The 15490-nt window shown below is 49.2% G+C and carries 15 protein-coding genes; 6 read left to right on the top strand and 9 right to left on the bottom strand.

Features of this window, described 5'->3' with window-relative positions:
• Window positions 1–46: 46 nt before the first annotated feature.
• From ilvN to CX664_RS17770, 3 genes are all read right to left on the bottom strand, one after another.
• The gene (ilvN, locus tag CX664_RS17760) at window positions 47–538 is read right to left on the bottom strand and encodes an acetolactate synthase small subunit (protein ID WP_101748023.1); all 492 of its coding nucleotides are present in this window, start codon (window positions 536–538) and stop codon (window positions 47–49) included.
• Complete coding sequence (locus CX664_RS17765) at window positions 538–2268, bottom strand: acetolactate synthase 3 large subunit (RefSeq protein ID WP_101748024.1); 1731 nt, start codon at window positions 2266–2268, stop codon at window positions 538–540. The genes ilvN and CX664_RS17765 overlap by 1 nt, the downstream gene beginning before the upstream one ends.
• Window positions 2269–2825: 557 nt before the next feature.
• Window positions 2826–3500: a hypothetical protein gene (locus CX664_RS17770; RefSeq protein WP_101748025.1), complete on the bottom strand. Its 675-nt coding sequence runs from the start codon at window positions 3498–3500 to the stop codon at window positions 2826–2828.
• 507 nt (window positions 3501–4007) lie between these two features.
• Between CX664_RS17770 and CX664_RS17775 the strand changes: the two genes are divergently transcribed.
• Together CX664_RS17775 and CX664_RS17780 are read left to right on the top strand one after the other, a co-directional pair.
• Window positions 4008–6428, top strand: a complete 2421-nt coding sequence (locus CX664_RS17775) for a YobI family P-loop NTPase (protein ID WP_101748026.1) — start codon at window positions 4008–4010, stop codon at window positions 6426–6428.
• Between the two features lie 185 nt (window positions 6429–6613).
• The gene (locus CX664_RS17780) at window positions 6614–7129 is read left to right on the top strand and encodes a hypothetical protein (RefSeq protein WP_101748027.1); all 516 of its coding nucleotides are present in this window, start codon (window positions 6614–6616) and stop codon (window positions 7127–7129) included.
• A gap of 52 nt (window positions 7130–7181) precedes the next feature.
• On the opposite strand, the gene CX664_RS17785 is transcribed toward CX664_RS17780, so the two are convergent.
• Genes CX664_RS17785 through mrcB form a run of 3 tightly spaced genes read right to left on the bottom strand, consistent with a single transcriptional unit; the run spans window position 7182 to window position 10247 of the window.
• Window positions 7182–7493, bottom strand: a complete 312-nt coding sequence (locus tag CX664_RS17785; protein ID WP_101748028.1) for a YqcC family protein — start codon at window positions 7491–7493, stop codon at window positions 7182–7184.
• Window position 7494: 1 nt separating this feature from the next.
• Complete coding sequence (locus CX664_RS17790; RefSeq protein ID WP_101748029.1) at window positions 7495–7917, bottom strand: tetratricopeptide repeat protein; 423 nt, start codon at window positions 7915–7917, stop codon at window positions 7495–7497.
• Complete coding sequence (mrcB, locus tag CX664_RS17795; protein WP_101748030.1) at window positions 7914–10247, bottom strand: penicillin-binding protein 1B; 2334 nt, start codon at window positions 10245–10247, stop codon at window positions 7914–7916. Before mrcB ends, CX664_RS17790 begins: the two co-directional genes overlap by 4 nt.
• A 457-nt stretch (window positions 10248–10704) precedes the next feature.
• Between mrcB and CX664_RS17800 the strand changes: the two genes are divergently transcribed.
• Window positions 10705–10971 carry a TfoX/Sxy family protein gene (locus tag CX664_RS17800; RefSeq protein ID WP_066014644.1) on the top strand — a complete coding sequence of 89 codons (267 nt, stop codon included), beginning with the start codon at window positions 10705–10707 and terminating at the stop codon, window positions 10969–10971.
• A gap of 23 nt (window positions 10972–10994) precedes the next feature.
• On the opposite strand, the gene CX664_RS17805 is transcribed toward CX664_RS17800, so the two are convergent.
• Together CX664_RS17805 and gcvH are read right to left on the bottom strand one after the other, a co-directional pair.
• On the bottom strand, window positions 10995–11741 hold the full coding sequence (locus tag CX664_RS17805; protein ID WP_101748031.1) for a HesA/MoeB/ThiF family protein: 747 nt from the start codon (window positions 11739–11741) through the stop codon (window positions 10995–10997).
• Between the two features lie 350 nt (window positions 11742–12091).
• On the bottom strand, window positions 12092–12484 hold the full coding sequence (gcvH, locus tag CX664_RS17815; protein WP_101748033.1) for a glycine cleavage system protein GcvH: 393 nt from the start codon (window positions 12482–12484) through the stop codon (window positions 12092–12094).
• A 362-nt stretch (window positions 12485–12846) separates the two neighbouring features.
• On the opposite strand from gcvH, the gene CX664_RS17820 reads away from it, so the two are divergent.
• Entirely contained in the window at window positions 12847–13380 is a 534-nt protein-coding gene (locus tag CX664_RS17820) for a DinB family protein (RefSeq protein WP_101748034.1), read from the top strand.
• Between the two features lie 39 nt (window positions 13381–13419).
• Here CX664_RS17820 and CX664_RS27085 read toward each other — a convergent pair whose 3' ends face one another.
• Window positions 13420–13635: a hypothetical protein gene (locus tag CX664_RS27085; RefSeq protein WP_219622227.1), complete on the bottom strand. Its 216-nt coding sequence runs from the start codon at window positions 13633–13635 to the stop codon at window positions 13420–13422.
• Window positions 13636–13826: 191 nt separating this feature from the next.
• Between CX664_RS27085 and CX664_RS17830 the strand changes: the two genes are divergently transcribed.
• Window positions 13827–15221 carry a S8 family peptidase gene (locus tag CX664_RS17830; protein ID WP_101748035.1) on the top strand — a complete coding sequence of 465 codons (1395 nt, stop codon included), beginning with the start codon at window positions 13827–13829 and terminating at the stop codon, window positions 15219–15221.
• A 114-nt stretch (window positions 15222–15335) separates the two neighbouring features.
• On the top strand, window positions 15336–15490 hold a 155-nt coding region (locus CX664_RS28265), incomplete at its 3' end, for a transposase (protein WP_146000119.1).

The raw sequence follows: 15490 nt of genomic DNA on the forward strand, positions 1-15490 counted from the left end.
CCAGAAATATACGATTCCATTTGGCCAACTACTTAACAGTCAGCGCTTAAAGAGATAACACTTTTTCCCCACGGGAAATACCGGTGACCCCACTTCGTACAACTTCCAGCACCTGTGCCTGACCAATGGCCTCAATAAAGGCATCCAGCTTTTCACCGGTTCCGGTCAGCTGGATGGTGTAGACAGAGCTGGTCACATCGACGATCTGACCACGGAAAATATCCGCTGTCCGTTTTACCTCAGCACGCAGTGGCCCACCGGCACGCACCTTGATCAGCATCATCTCCCGCTCAATATGAGCACCTTCGGTCAGGTCCACCAGTTTTACCACATCCACCAGCTTGTTCAGCTGTTTGGTAATCTGCTCAACGACCTGGGGATTACCCTCCGTGGTCAGCGTCAGGCGGGACAGTGTTTTGTCCTCCGTTGGTGCAACATTCAATGTCTCAATGTTGTAATTACGCTGGGAGAAGAGCCCGACAATACGCGACAGTGCACCGGGTTCGTTCTCAACCAGGACAGAGATAATCCGTTTCATCAGGTCCTCTCCGTTTTGCTGAGCCACATATCGGCCATATTGCCCTCCTTGATCTGCATGGGGTAAACATGCTCACTGGTATCCACCTGGATATCCATAAAGACCAGTCGGTCTTTCAGCGAGAACGCTTCCTCCATGGCCGACGTCAGCCTGGCCGGGTCGGTAATTCTCATGCCCACATGCCCGTAAGACTCCGCCAGTTTGACAAAGTCTGGCAGTGATTCCATGTAAGAATGGGAATAACGACTGTCATACTGCATATCCTGCCACTGTCGTACCATGCCCAGTGCCTGATTATTCAGGTTGATGATTTTCACGTTCAAATCATATTGCAGACAGGTAGAGAGCTCCTGAATATTCATCTGAATACTGCCCTCACCGGTGACACAGGCCACATGGCTGTCCGGGAATGACAGCTTTATTCCCATCGCGGCAGGCAGACCAAAGCCCATGGTTCCCAGGCCACCAGAGTTAATCCAGCGGTTGGGCTGATCAAATGGATAATACTGGGCAGCAAACATCTGGTGCTGACCAACATCGGACGTGATGTAGGTGTCTTCACCCCGGGTTACGTCGTACAGTGTTTCAATAACCTGCTGAGGCTTGAGAATAGTGCCGTCACCCTTGTCGTAAGGGAACAGGCCACCACGTCCTTCACGCCATTCATTGATCTGACGCCACCAGCTATCGAGCGCTTCCTGACCAATACGGGTATCGGTCTCTTTTATCTGACGGATCATGGTGTCCAGTACCGCATCCACTGGCCCGACAATCGGCACATCCGCCGGTATATTTTTGGAGATACTGGCCGGATCAATATCAATATGAATGATCTTGGCATCCGGGCAGAACTTTGCTGTGTTATTGGTCACCCGGTCATCAAAACGGACGCCCACTGCCAGAATCAGGTCCGCATTGTGCATCGCCTGGTTCGCGCAGTAACTGCCATGCATACCGAGCATACCGACAAACTGATGGTCCGAACCAGGGTAGGCACCCAGGCCCATCAGAGTATTAGTCACCGGTACATTCAATATTTTCGCCAGCGCTGTGAGTTGTTCAGACGCCTTGCCCAAAATAACACCGCCACCGGCATAGATAATGGGTTTTTTAGCATCTGCCAGCAGTTCAACCGCTTTGCGAATCTGGCCATTGTGACCTTTAACCGGTGGGTTATAGGAACGCAGCCGTACCTTTTGCGGGTAACTGTATTGGTACTTTTTGCCCGGGTCGGTAATATCCTTGGGGATATCAACCACAACAGGCCCCGGGCGACCGGTCTGTGCCAGATGGAAGGCTTTCTTAATGACCTCTGGAATATCTTCAGCCCGCTTGACCAGGAAGCTGTGTTTTACGATGGGTCTGGAAATACCCACCATATCCACTTCCTGAAACATATCACTGCCTATAAAGGCAGACGGCACCTGACCGGAAAGCACCACCATGGGGATGGAGTCCATGTAGGCAGTGGCAATACCGGTAATGGTATTCGTTGCCCCCGGACCAGAGGTTACCAGGGCCACCCCCGGCTTGCCGGTTGCTCTTGCGTAACCGTCTGCCATATGGGTGGCAGCCTGTTCATGACGTACCAGGATATGGGTAATCGCCTTCTGCCGGAAAATGGCGTCATAGACGTGCAGCAGAGCCCCCCCCGGGTACCCGTATATATACTCGACTCCCTCATCTGCCAGTGATCGGACCACCATGTCCGCGCCGGATAATAGCTCCACTTGCTAACCCTCGGCTTTATTTGGAATGAATTTTTATATCGCCCCGAATTGCTGGCGCTATTAACATCTTCTGCCGCTGAATATCCCGACTCAATGCCAACAGTCCCTGAAACAGAGCGTGTTAGAAATTGGCGAACACGAAAAGGCATCTCTTAACGATCAGCCTTCACCAACAAGTGCAGCTCCGGGCTGCATGAGACTCACAATTCTGGCTTGCAGAAATGCTACATTCCTGTGCGGGTAGGAGCAGTGCACCAACAAATGACCTCAGCACAAGATCGAGAAGTCGGTACACTAAGGAACACTCTTATCTGAGCCGCAGATAAACGGCATCAAATTGTCGCATAATTCCCAACGCAGCTTCTTGGGCGGCTTCAGGAGGTGCCATTTTTGACTTTCAGCAGCCATCCGTCAATACAAATACGGATTTTGCCTCGGTGAATACGAATTTTTTTCACAGAAAGATGATAAATGACTAATTCAATAATGGAGAGTATGAGGTTATCGACGATTCCCGTCGTTGGGAGGAGCTCCTGCATCCATAGTCGTGCAGGTTTTTACCTTGTTTCTGAGCCACCAGGGTTCGACCGGTAAGGCTTTAGAAAATCACTTAATATTGATAATTTTTCATCGTTGTCACTGCTGCTGCATTCTACGATTTCAGATAACCTGCTCAGGGTATCACAGTGATATTTAGCAATCCTGTCGGATACATATTTCTGTACATTGACATTTGCGTCAGCTGGCTCATATTTCGACCTGCCTTCGTTGGATATTAAAACATACCTGGCATCCAACAGAGTTTGCGGAATTATGGTGCCGAAAAGAGCCACAGGATACCAGCGGTTGCCGTCCGAATACTGGAGTAGCTTGTCTGAATCGTCATCATCAAGTTCGTCAATGTCACTGGAAATGAAATGGTTATGTATCCGCTTATTCACTACTGGATTTTCGACAAAATAAATCTGCCGGTGGGGCCGACCACAGTCGTCGCCCTGATCACAAGTATCAGAGGTATCAATCACACTGCACATCTTCAAAGCACCGGACAACTCTTCCTCAGAAAGACCATCCTGACACATTAAGCCTCGTGCGTACTCAGTGAACTGAACGCTTTTGACACCATCAGCAGCGCTTTTGTTGGCATAGTAGACAAAACACTTTTCATCGTCTGATAACTGCTGTTTGACCTGCCGGCTTATGTCATTGCTGAGTTTTATGTGCGCAGGCATTGAAGCCCCCTGAGACCATGAAGCACTTATTGTCGGAACCGTGTCTGTGCTGGTGTGATGTTGCTCCCGTAACTGCGGCTTTATTGCGGCTGTTGGCAGTTGACAGACAGCTCTTGGTCCAACAGAGGCTTTTACAGAGCGGGACAAAGCGGGATAACTCCCGTCGTTAGCAGGGGAACTAACGTCCGGAGCAGTGGGCCAGGTCAGATGAGGCGGATTCATAGACGTTAAACTCTCTGAATTGCATGGGTGACGTTGACTCCGACAATCATTTTTGATCAAAGTTCCTGCAGCAAGCAGAGGCAGCGGGCTACCGACGCCTATAGCGTAAAGGCTCCTCCCACCGGTTTTTCCATGGAGATCATGGATTGGTCGAAACAGGCCAACATCTGCTCACACCCTGCCAGGCCCTGCCGATTTTGAATAATTAATGTGTTGGTGTTGACTGATAACGGTTCGAAAAAGCGGTCTAATGAACATTGGCCATGGAAGAAAGGCTACAGGGAAATGATGGCATATATCCGATTGATTCGCCTTAAAACCAGATACTTCAAAATAATCATGGCTGGCTGGAGAGCAGCAAGGGCGGGCTGGCAAGCAGCCCGGGAAAAGTACTCGCAGCATTATCCTGAGCATGGCAGATCGACCACCGCTCGCAAGGCATCAGGAGGGACATTTTCCCGGTATCTGAAACGTCGTGATGGCCAGTCACTTATCAGGCCTCTGAACTCAACGACGATGCCACATGAGCAATTTGAAAAGTACGAAAGGGAGCTACTGGCTGCCCTCGATGTAGAAGAGCAGCCTGAAACCCGAAATATTGCCATTTCCGGAGCCATTGGTGTCGGCAAAAGCGCGTTTATTCATGCATTCACAGAGCGTAATCCACAATTCAAGTACACCCGGATTTTTTTACCACCGCTATCCGAAATCAATCCCCCCATTACTCCGGATAGCAATGAAAATGAGAAAGAATTATTAGAGCAACTTCTGTGCAGCATCACAGGCAAACTACCCGATGACATTAAGGCGCTGCAGCATAAACCCAAAGGCTGGAAAAAAGTCATTGGCGCGCTTCTGGCCTTATTGACCAGCTATTCCATTGCAACACTGGGCTATCTCAGCGGTAGTCTGGGCATTGATCAAAGTACAACGGTTAAAGCACTCCATCTGTATTTACCCGACCCGATGCTGGCCTTTGCCAAAAAGTATGCCCCCTTATTGGCTGAACTCTCCTTGTTCCTGGTGGCAACACTGGTCGTACTGTATCTATTTACGGGGTTACTGAAAACAGGCCAGAGAAAGAGGCGAACCCGGCTGGAGAACAGTGCAGACAGATCAGATGTCAGTCATTATCTCCATCAAATCAATCATGCCTTTAATCACGGCAGGTATGATGTGGTCATTGTCGAGAACCTGACAAGCCCCTCCCAGCAGGCAGCATTGGAAACACTGTATTGTGTCAATGGCTACCTGAATGGCTCAGGCCATATTAAACAACCCGTCTATTTTATCTATCTCCTGGCGGATGAAATACTGACGGCTAGCGAACGTACCCGGTTTTTTGACCTGGTTGTTCCCATTATTCCCGCTCCCAATGCTGAAAATACCGGTCCAGAACTGTATAAGCAGCTGAAAACCATCAATAGCCGTGGGATGGATAAAGCATTAATTCACAATGTGGCAAGCGCCATTGGCGACATGAAACTGATGACCAATATCGTTAATGAGTTTCATATTTACCTTGATCAGTTATCCACGGATTTTAAAGCGCCGAATAACAACAAGCTGTTTGCCATGGTCGTTATTAAGAATCTTTATCCCAAAGAGCATGCAGAATTAACCGATGGTATGGGGCTCTTTTGGACGGTTTTCCATGACAATAAACTACCCGGTAAAACGGTGGCCGAAACGCTAAGGCAAGGCTTTATGGCGGATTCAGTGTTAAGAGCGCTGACTGAAGAACGCTTTGGCCCTTTACTTTACTTACTTATGAATGGGTATTTTGCTGAAGATTACCGGGACTACCTGTTTTATTTCTATCCAGATACTGCTTTCAATGGATATCCCATAGCTTCATGGCAACCGGCCACGCCCCTCCCACAATCCCTTGAGCATCAGGCGAGTAATTTCAGCCGGAAAAGCAGTAACCAGGACAGCGGAGAATATCTCAACGGCTACCTGCCCAATGACTTTCAAGTGGCCACACAGTGGCACGTAAGCGAAGCTCCGGAAGTCTGGCAACACCGGGAGCTTGAGGCGAACGAATACAGTTTACCAGACAGCAACGAAATCCGTGATGCTACGTTAAACCAGCTACTCTCTGCATTTTCTGACTTTTACCTTGAGCAACTGAACCTCACATATTTATCCCCAAGCCGGATTGAGATCATTATTCAGCACCCCAAGTGTCGGTTCTCTTTGAAAAGCCTTGAGTGGCTGGCAAAAAGTGAAAACCAGTTTAAGACAGACACCACCTATTACTACCTGTTACGTTTCTGGAACGAATATAAAACCAATGCCGTGAGTACCGCTCAATTAACGGTTAATACCATTGTAAAATTATTATCCGGCAGCGAAATCAATATTGATGATAAGTTATGGCTCTGCAACCTGTTAAACAATGAAAATGAAATTGATAGCCGTATATTGGCTGCAATGCTTGCACCCATCACCTCACAGCCTGCCGAAAGCTTTACAATGAAAATCAGATTTGGCCGACTTGAAATGCTTATGGCAACCGCCAGAACACTACCGGAAAAGATTCGTTTACTGTCACAGCAGGTAAAATACCTATCCCGACAAGAGGTGTTAACACTGCTTTCACAGTTGGATATTGATGGTACCGGTCAACTTATGAAAGAAAATAACCGGTTCTCACCATCCGGTACCCGGGAGAATATTGAATTAATAAACGCGTTTAAGTGAGATTATCCTGTAGAGGCAGTTTTGTAGAAAAAAATAAAAAAATTCGGGCATATATATAAGATAAGGTATGTGTAACCTGAAATTTAGATGAATTACCTTATCTTCCTGAATTTACCTCACCACGGGGAAACTACCGGTGAAAATATTGGTCTATATGGTGCTTTAATGACCTTTTAGAGGTAGCTATGGATTCTTCTGTTACTGGTTCAGTCCCCATCTTATATACACAACAAAGTCAATCAGCTGGTATTCCTTCTGCCGCAAGCTCAGAGCCAGATGTTTCAAGATCACGGGAAACATTACTACCACCTCCTGATTCATTTAATCCAGAGCAGGTACCAGATGACAAAAAAGCAGCTGACCGCACGATTCATCCACAACCGGATGGGGAAGCCAAACCTCAACTGGCCGATGCTGATAGTATGTCTTCTGTATTAGATTCACTTTCTAACATTGCAACAACATTACCAGCGGCAATATCAGCTCATGACCCCAATATCAGTGATTCTCAGCCAGAGGACAAACCACCAGCCCTGCAAACCTCTCAGGCAGGACCTTTGCCGGAAGCGTTAGAAGAAATGCTTCCACAAGAGCTTCAACCAGTCAGAGGCCGTGGAGCTGCGATAGCCGATTTTTTTCGCAGCTGTTGTGGGATTCGGGATCGACATGCCAGTCATCCGCCACCAAGGTCCGGCACCTGAATAACAAGCACTTACCTGCAGATTCCATAAGCCATTGACCTGCGACAGCAGGTCAACTCATTAATCGATCAAACTGCTCAATAATCAGCAGCAGCTTTTCACTTTCCAGCCGTTCAAGGGGCAACGCCTCTTCTGCATAGGATTTGATATTTGAACCCTTTGGCAGAGTGCCGCCCCCATCCATGATAGCCCTGACGCGGGGAACAAATATCCACTGCAACCACTGGCTGAATGCCATGGTATCCATGCAAAAAGGTGTGGTGCTGTTCATGGCTTCAACCGACGGAGGCATGGGAAGCCAGACATCCTGCCTGCGCAGCTCTGACTCCATAGCGTCCAGCAAAACAATAACTTCTTCAGACATATCACCTATTCAACGCACTTAACAAATGAGTGATTTTTCGTTCCAGCATAAAGCCCGGCCCCAGACTTAATGCTCTCTCAGCCAGTTGCCGGGACTGGGCAACACGCCCCTGATTCTGACGCAGCAGGGCCAGCTGGTAATAAACGTCCGGAGCCGTTGGACCAATGCGCATCGCCCGCCCAAGTGCACTCTCGGCCTCATCAAACCTGCCAGCTTCCCGGGCATTCCAGGCCTGGTGCAGTAATGTGCCCAGTGCATCCTGACGCTGTTCATAGGGTGACGATGATACTCCGTGCTGCTCTTCCTGTATCAATACCGGTGTAGAGCAACCCGTCAGAACTGCGGCCAACAACAGCGCAACGAAACGTCCGGGTGGAAAAGATACCACTTTGCCACACCACTCACAGATGGTGTCATACTTCATTCAAACCACCCTTTGATTTTGTCAAACAGAGAATCCTTCACATCAGCTTTACAACCGGCATAGGCCTTTGGCTCAGAACCCTTGATATAGGGCAATGGTATAGCGCCCTGACAATAGCGATGACTGCGACCGTTTGCCGATGGATTTACCCAGACACTGGTCACATTGCTGGCTCCCAGGGATTTTACCGACTGCACCGGCACATTCGACATAAAGTTACCCCAGATCTTCAAAGCACCACTGCTGCCAGTGAGTTTTGTCGGGCTGTTGTCGTCGTGGCCAATCCAGGTCACTGCCACCAGATCACCGGAGTAACCGGCAAACCAGCTATCCCTCAGATCATTGGTGGTGCCTGTTTTACCGCCCAGGGCAATACCCGGCTCAACATACTGATATACGCCGCGTCCCGTACCGTCTGCCATTACCATACCCAAAGCGGTACGCAGCAGTTCCATTGGCCCCGGCTGAAAAGCCCGCTCGACAGAAATACTGTACCGGCTGAGTGGCTTGCCCTGGCTGTCTACCACCGCATCGATCGCCCGCAACGGCATACGAAAGCCACCACTGGCGATGGTTTGGTACATATTGGCAACCTCAATCGGTGCCATGGATGGAGAGCCAAGCAAGACCGAAGGATAAGGTGGTAACTCCTGCCCGATACCCAGCCTCTTAAGCGTATCCAGGACCGATGACAAACCAACCGCCATCCCGGTATTGGCTGCCGCCTGATTATAGGATTTCGCCAGCGCCAGATAGAGTGGCACCTGACCATGGGATTCACGGCTGTAATTCTGAGGTTCCCAGTAACCACCACGACCATCACTGATTTTCACTGGCGTATCATCGACAGGCGTCGTTAATGTGTACTGGCCGGGTCGTTCAAGAGCAGTTAGATAGATTGCCGGCTTCAACAGGGAACCAACCGGTCTGCGTGCCTCAAGGGCGCGGTTAAATCCGGCATACCCAGGGTTTCGATCTCCCACAACCGCGAGAAGATCCCCGGTCTGGGCAGAGCTAACCACCATGGCACCCTGAAGCTGATTATCCTTACCCAGAGTCGTTAACGTGCTGGTAACACTGTTCTGGGCCTCCCGCTGAATCACCGGGTCCAGGTTGGTGAAAATTCTCAGCCCCTCAGAGGTCAGGTCCTTCTCATCATAATCCTTGCGCAGCTGCTCTTTCACCATATCGATATAGGCAGGAAAATCATTGGTACTGATCAGTTCCCGACTGACAACGCCCAATGGCAACTTTTTAGAGCGTTCAACTTCGGCAACAGGCACAATGGATCGCTCAGCCAGGACATCCAGCACCAGGTTTCGTCTCGCCAGGGCACGTTCAGGGTATCGCCTTGGATCGTACCAGGAGGGCCCTTTGACCATAGCCACCAGCAAGGCCGTGCGGGCGAGATTTAATTCCTTGAGAGGCTGGGCAAAGTAAAACTGGCTGGCCAGGCCAAAGCCATGAATGGCCCAACGCCCGTGCTGCCCCAGGTAAACCTCATTTAAATAGGTTTCAAGAATCTCCTCTTTGCCGTAATGCAGCTCTAGCAGCAGCGCCATAATGGCTTCTTTACCTTTACGAACCAGAGTGCGCTCATTGGTCAGAAAGAAGTTTTTCACCAACTGCTGGGTAATGGTACTCCCCCCCTGAACAACCCCTCCGGCTTTCAGGTTGGCCACCATGGCCCGGGCAATGGAGGTGGGAGAGATCCCGACATGGTCGTAATAGTCCCGGTCTTCAATGGCCAGCAGGGCAGGAATCAGATACCGGGGAGCCTGGGCGGTCCGAATCAGCAGTCGGTCTTCATAACTGGCCGGATAAATACCACCAATGGGCTGTGGATCAAGCCTTAACAGTGGCAGGTTTTGACCATCCCGGTCGGCGAGGCGAATCACCTCATTGCCTTGAAAGTCAACCTGCACATAGCGCGGTGGCTCAGCACCATCGGGAAAGTGAAACCCCCGGCTATAAATAACGAACTGACTGCCATTGCGGGCAAACGTTCCTGGTCGTGCCACATCACGCACCGCCTGATAGCCCTGACGCCTGAGCTGGGACTGGAGGTCACCGGGGGTCATCAGCTTGCCATTATACAATTCAACAGGACGGGCAAATACCTTGGCCGGTATCGCCCACTTTTTCCCTTCAAACTGTTTAGTGACTACGGCATCCAGATAGACAGCGTAAGCACTGACCAGAACCACCAGCGTCAAGCCCAGCTTGAGCAGGATAGATTTCCACGGTACCGGATTGCCCTGCCTTTGCTTAGAGGATGACTGGGTCTTTTTGGCGGGCCTGCCTTTTTTAGTCGTCGATTTCTTTACCATGATGGCGATTATACGCTGGAGCCTGTTGTTGATCCTGTTCGGAAAACGAAAGTGATCGGGAAATGTCTATATTGTTTCCCTTCAGAAAGTATTTTGGTATCGAAAATAACGATTGATTAGCAAAGGCACGACCAATGTCGCTTACCGTGGCTAAAAAATGGCTTTATCAGCCATCTGGTTGCCAGTACATGGTTTCAATGTGATTGATGGGTTCCTTCTACCAATGACTCGAAAGCTCCGTTCGTCCTGAGCGGAGATTGTACACATCGCACTCATCGAAATGATGCACTGGAAAGTCCCAACAAGGCGTCAAAATACCATTGCGTCAGTAATAACTGATAACTCTATGGGAGGACTTCAAAAGTCTGGTCTATTCTTAAGGGAAAATGACTTCTGAGTTTTTAATAATCATGCTGTCTCTGGTACGGACGCTAGAGTTGAGTTAGGGATCCAGTACATGGCAACTGATCTGATCGAATTAAAAAACCTTGGCAAAACATCCGTACAATGGTTAAACGCTGTAGGCATCAGAACGCTCGAACAACTCCATGACGTAGGCTCTGTTGCAGCCTACTGCAAGGTTCGTGACCGTGGCTTTAAAGTTTCCAAGGTATTGCTTTACGCCCTTGAAGGAGCCCTTATTGGTGCGCACTGGAATGACCTGGACCCGGATTACAAGGCCCGTCTGTTAGAGGCAGTAGAAGACAGTCCTCCACCACCCTGACACCTCCCTCGCAAAAGTTCTATTTACACCCGGCTGCAGACAGGACACTCCGGATCTGCTTGCAGCCCCATGGTCTGCCACTCCATGGCCATCGCGTCAAAAATCATCAAACGACCGTTCAATGTTTTGCCAAATCCGGCAATCAGTTTGATGGCTTCCAGTGCCTGCATTGTGCCTATCATTCCGACCACTGGCCCCAAAATTCCCGATTCAGAACAGCTGAGATTTTCATTGCTCTGCTCATCGTATAGACACCGGTAACAGGGTGCACCTGGCTGACGACGATCATAAACTGTCAGCTGGCCATTAAGCCTGATGGCGGCACCACTGACCAGGGGAACAGAGGCTCTGACACAGGCAGCATTGATGGCAAACCGACTGGTAAAGTTATCGGTACAATCCAGAACCACAGTCGCTTTTCTCACCTGCTCTGACAGGCCTTCACCTGCCAGACATCTATGGATGGTCTCAATCTGAATACTGTCATTGACTACCGACAGCCGGGCCTGTGCAGCGGAGACTTTTGCAGCCCCCAGATCATCGGCACAATAAAGGGACTGCCGCTGAAGGTTGCTGGTATCCACCGTATCGGGGTCAACCAGCACCATGTGTCCCACGCCTGCTGCTGCCAGATAATGAGCTGCCGGACAGCCCAGCCCACCCAGGCCAAGAATTAAAACGCTTGATGACAGCAACCGTTCCTGCCCTTCGATATCAACCTGGGGCAGCATAATTTGTCGGCTATAGCGGAGTAACTGCTCATCATTCATGGATGGTTGCTGTCCTTATAAAAAATAGCTTGAAAGATAGGCTGCCTGTAACCATCAGGAAATTCGGCACTTAAGTGAAGTATAAGGAGAGCATCAATCCGATAACACACCCACTGCGGTCTGTTGGCAGTAGGTGGTTGGTAACAGGTAATGACTTCAGATAAGTAGTTGGCCAAATGGAATCGTATATTTCTGGCTAAGTGGGCAGTTACTATGCAAGGCACAACGCAGGGAGCATAGCCGTAGCTACGTGACCGGAGTTGTAACGCCGCAGAGTGACTGTCCACTTAGTCAGAAAATAGGGTTTCATTTGGTTAACTACTTACAGGGATCAGCTTGCCCGGAAGCGATCAGGACTCTGACTCAATAAACTCACCATAGGCTTCTGCATCCATCAGATCACCGAGTTCACCATCATCATCAAGTTTCATCTTGAAGAACCAGCCATCATTATAAGGATCACTGTTGACGGTTTCCGGAGCGTCTTCAAGAATGCCATTAACGTCAATCACTTCACCCGTCAATGGCACATAGATCTCTGAGGCAGCTTTTACAGACTCTACAGCGCCGGCCTCATCACCTGCAGCGAGTAAAGCACCCTGCTCAGGCAGTTCAACAAAAACCACGTCCCCCAGGGCTTCCTGGGCATGATCTGTAATACCAATAGTGACGGTACCATCTTCCTCCAACCTGACCCATTCATGGGAACGCAGATACCGTAACTCAGAAGGTATATTGCTCATCTATTTTTCCTCGGTTGACTCTCAGTAAAGCTAACGCTGTTTATTGGCTCATGACTGTCAAAAAGCTCAGGACTGTCGAAGAGCTCAAGGCTGTCGAAGAGCTCATCGCTGACTGGCACGAGCATTCTAACTAGTTTAGTGGGAAGTTTACATAGCACCATCCCGGTTAACGACCTGAATGGAATATACCTCTGAATTTTTTCAGCTGACTACCCTGTATACAAAACTCGATAGCCTGTGCAACACTGAAAAGGTGTAAGTAGTCAAGACAGAGCTAAGAAGCCCGTAGTGTGCCGTGGGCCTGATGTTGCGCCAACATGGCACGGATTAATAGTAAATCAGGTGATAAGGTTCAGAGTCCAATGTCACTATCCAATGCCTGCCAATGTAATGAACAGTTGTTGTCTGAGTTGATTCAGGTTATTGAAAGACTTCCTGCCAATACTTGTCAGAAACCTGTCGCTCCTGACAGCACTCAAACCATAGGCGCTCATGTACGTCATATCATTGAGTTTTATCAGTGTTTCTTATCCGGGCTGGATAGTAGATACATTAACTACGACAACAGGGACAGAGACCCGGAATGTGAGAGGAATGTCGCTTCAGCAGTAGGCGCTTTGCTGAGTATCAAGGAGCGGCTGGTGAGGCTGACAGAGAATGCATCGGGTGAGATCCATCTCACACTCAATGCCTGCATTGATACCAATGGAACTGTCGTTAAGACGGAAACATCCGTCGTTCGTGAGCTGTTATTTTTGCAATGTCACACCACGCACCATTTGGCCATCATCAACTTGCTGCTGCAACAGTCAGGTCACCACCCCCCAAAAAACTTCGGCGTTGCCACCTCAACACTGATTTATCAAAAACAGCAGGAAACATCCTCTGAAAACTAAACTGCCGTTCTACGATACTTCAGACAATCGCGACAACACTCAGTTCATTTCTGGCCAATTCTTATCCGCAGCTTTAATAAAGCCCGGAATATCCACCAGCCATTTTTTCTGCACACTGTTGTCGTAATTCAAATACAGTAAATGCCCCCAAAAAAGCGCCAGAAAAGCCAGCAATGATGGGATAAAACCATCAATACTGATCAGTGCTGTCGAAATAATGGCAGCGTTTTCCAGAAGACAAATCGACAATAACATCAAACCTGCCAATACCATTAGGTGCTTTGTGACGTCCAATATCTGATCAGCCGTCAACTATCCAAAATACTTTGAAGCCTCTATTTCCATCCACCATACTTTTTTCTTAGGTGGATTCCAAATTCCTACAAGTAACCAAATAGAATTGAATATTGCATTTGGTGAACTATTTACCCCTGAGGTAAGCATCAATGAACTCACTGCTGACAAGGATTGTTTTAGCAGCAACACTGTTGACACCGACATTTATTTCACAGGCTGAAGTAGATAATTACCGACTTTTATTACAACGCACAGATAGAGTCATTGTTCACTTTAAAGAAAAGCCTACCGAAGCCAGAGCATTGGCTTTTATTAAGCAGGGCGTAACCCATGGTGGTTATGGGGTTGCGGCCGGAAAAAGGCAGGAAGTGCTGTCAATAGGAGCCACCGTTAATCTTGACGATGCAAAGACGCTGGCAGCCGGATTAGAAGATGACCCCCAGGTAAAGTTTGCTGAGCCAGACCTGGTAATGCAGGCCATGAGAGTCCCCAACGACCCCCTTTATAATCAGCAATGGCACTACTTTGAAACCGGAGCGGGTATTAATCTCCCTGCTGCCTGGGAAATATCCATTGGCAGTACTGACAATGTGATCGGTGTTATTGACACCGGAATTACTGACCACCAGGAGATTAATGACAGGCTGGTAGCAGGTTATGATTTTGTTTCTGATCCCTGGATGGCGAATGATGGTGATGGCTGGGATAGTAACCCCCGGGATCCGGGAGACGCTCTGCAGCCAGGAGCCTGCGGCTCCTCATTCGGTGACCCGGTTCCGGCTAACGCCCGAAAGAGCAGCTGGCACGGTACTCATGTTACGGGCACGATTGCGGCGAAAACCAATGATAGCGTTGGTGTTTCAGGGGTTACCTGGCTCTCCAGGGTGCAAACTCTCAGGGCACTTGGGCGATGTGGTGGTTATACCTCCGATATCGTATCAGCCATGCGCTGGGGAGCAGGTCTGAAAGTCTATGGACTCCCGATAAACCCCAATCCGGTCAACGTACTGAATCTAAGCCTTGGTGGTGAAGCGCTCTGGTGTCCGCAAACCTATCAGGACGCCATTGATGAAGTGGTTGCTGCGGGTGTCACGGTGGTGGTTGCAGCAGGCAATGAGCAACAAAATGTGGCCATGAGCACGCCGGCAAACTGCAAAAATGTCATTGTTGTTGGTGCTATCAATCGCACAGGAAACCGCAGCTGGTACTCAAATTATGGTACCGAGATCGACATTATGGCTCCCGGTGGTGAAACCCTGTTCCAGGGCAATGGCATCCTGTCATTGTACAATTCCGGGCTGAACGGTCCGACAAGCGGCTCCTACGCTGAACTTCAGGGCACCAGCATGGCAGCACCACATATCGCAGGTTTGATTGACCTTAGTTACGCTGTCAATCCAACGCTGTCACCTTCTGAGCGCGAGCGCCTGTTGAAAGAAACAGCCAGATCCTTTGCCTCCGATAGCGATTGCTCAACCTTCAGGTGCGGTTCCGGGATTGCTGATGCAGCGGCCTTCCTGAGAGCCATCCAGAAGGCTAAGTGAGAAATAGTCAGACGAGCCCTGAAATCAGGGCTAAATTTTTAACCCCCTGTGTCAGCATAGTTGTCGCCTCTCCTGAAATTAGAAATCTCAACAGGGGGCGGTCATGAGTAATCAATGGCCCGCTATTCAGAAGAGTTCAAAGAGTCCATCATTCAGAAGATGATGCCACCCAATAATGTGCCAGTTTCGCAGTTGGTACGTGAGACTGGTATCTCTGATGTGACCCTGTACACTTGGCGAAAGAAAGCAGTATCTAAAGGAGTGCCTGT

Origin of the sequence: Endozoicomonas acroporae (assembly GCF_002864045.1) — a bacterium.
Classification (GTDB): domain Bacteria; phylum Pseudomonadota; class Gammaproteobacteria; order Pseudomonadales; family Endozoicomonadaceae; genus Endozoicomonas; species Endozoicomonas acroporae.

Coding starts and splice junctions, on each gene's coding strand:
- ilvN (WP_101748023.1), bottom strand. CDS start 538: ATGAAACGGATTATCTCTGTCCTGGTTGAGAACGAACCCGGTGCACTG.
- CX664_RS17770 (WP_101748025.1), bottom strand. CDS start 3,500: ATGCCTGCGCACATAAAACTCAGCAATGACATAAGCCGGCAGGTCAAA.
- CX664_RS17775 (WP_101748026.1), top strand. CDS start 4,008: ATGATGGCATATATCCGATTGATTCGCCTTAAAACCAGATACTTCAAA.
- CX664_RS17780 (WP_101748027.1), top strand. CDS start 6,614: ATGGATTCTTCTGTTACTGGTTCAGTCCCCATCTTATATACACAACAA.
- CX664_RS17785 (WP_101748028.1), bottom strand. CDS start 7,493: ATGTCTGAAGAAGTTATTGTTTTGCTGGACGCTATGGAGTCAGAGCTG.
- CX664_RS17790 (WP_101748029.1), bottom strand. CDS start 7,917: ATGAAGTATGACACCATCTGTGAGTGGTGTGGCAAAGTGGTATCTTTT.
- mrcB (WP_101748030.1), bottom strand. CDS start 10,247: ATGGTAAAGAAATCGACGACTAAAAAAGGCAGGCCCGCCAAAAAGACC.
- CX664_RS17800 (WP_066014644.1), top strand. CDS start 10,705: ATGGCAACTGATCTGATCGAATTAAAAAACCTTGGCAAAACATCCGTA.
- CX664_RS17805 (WP_101748031.1), bottom strand. CDS start 11,741: ATGAATGATGAGCAGTTACTCCGCTATAGCCGACAAATTATGCTGCCC.
- gcvH (WP_101748033.1), bottom strand. CDS start 12,484: ATGAGCAATATACCTTCTGAGTTACGGTATCTGCGTTCCCATGAATGG.
- CX664_RS17820 (WP_101748034.1), top strand. CDS start 12,847: ATGTCACTATCCAATGCCTGCCAATGTAATGAACAGTTGTTGTCTGAG.
- CX664_RS27085 (WP_219622227.1), bottom strand. CDS start 13,635: ATGTTATTGTCGATTTGTCTTCTGGAAAACGCTGCCATTATTTCGACA.
- CX664_RS17830 (WP_101748035.1), top strand. CDS start 13,827: ATGAACTCACTGCTGACAAGGATTGTTTTAGCAGCAACACTGTTGACA.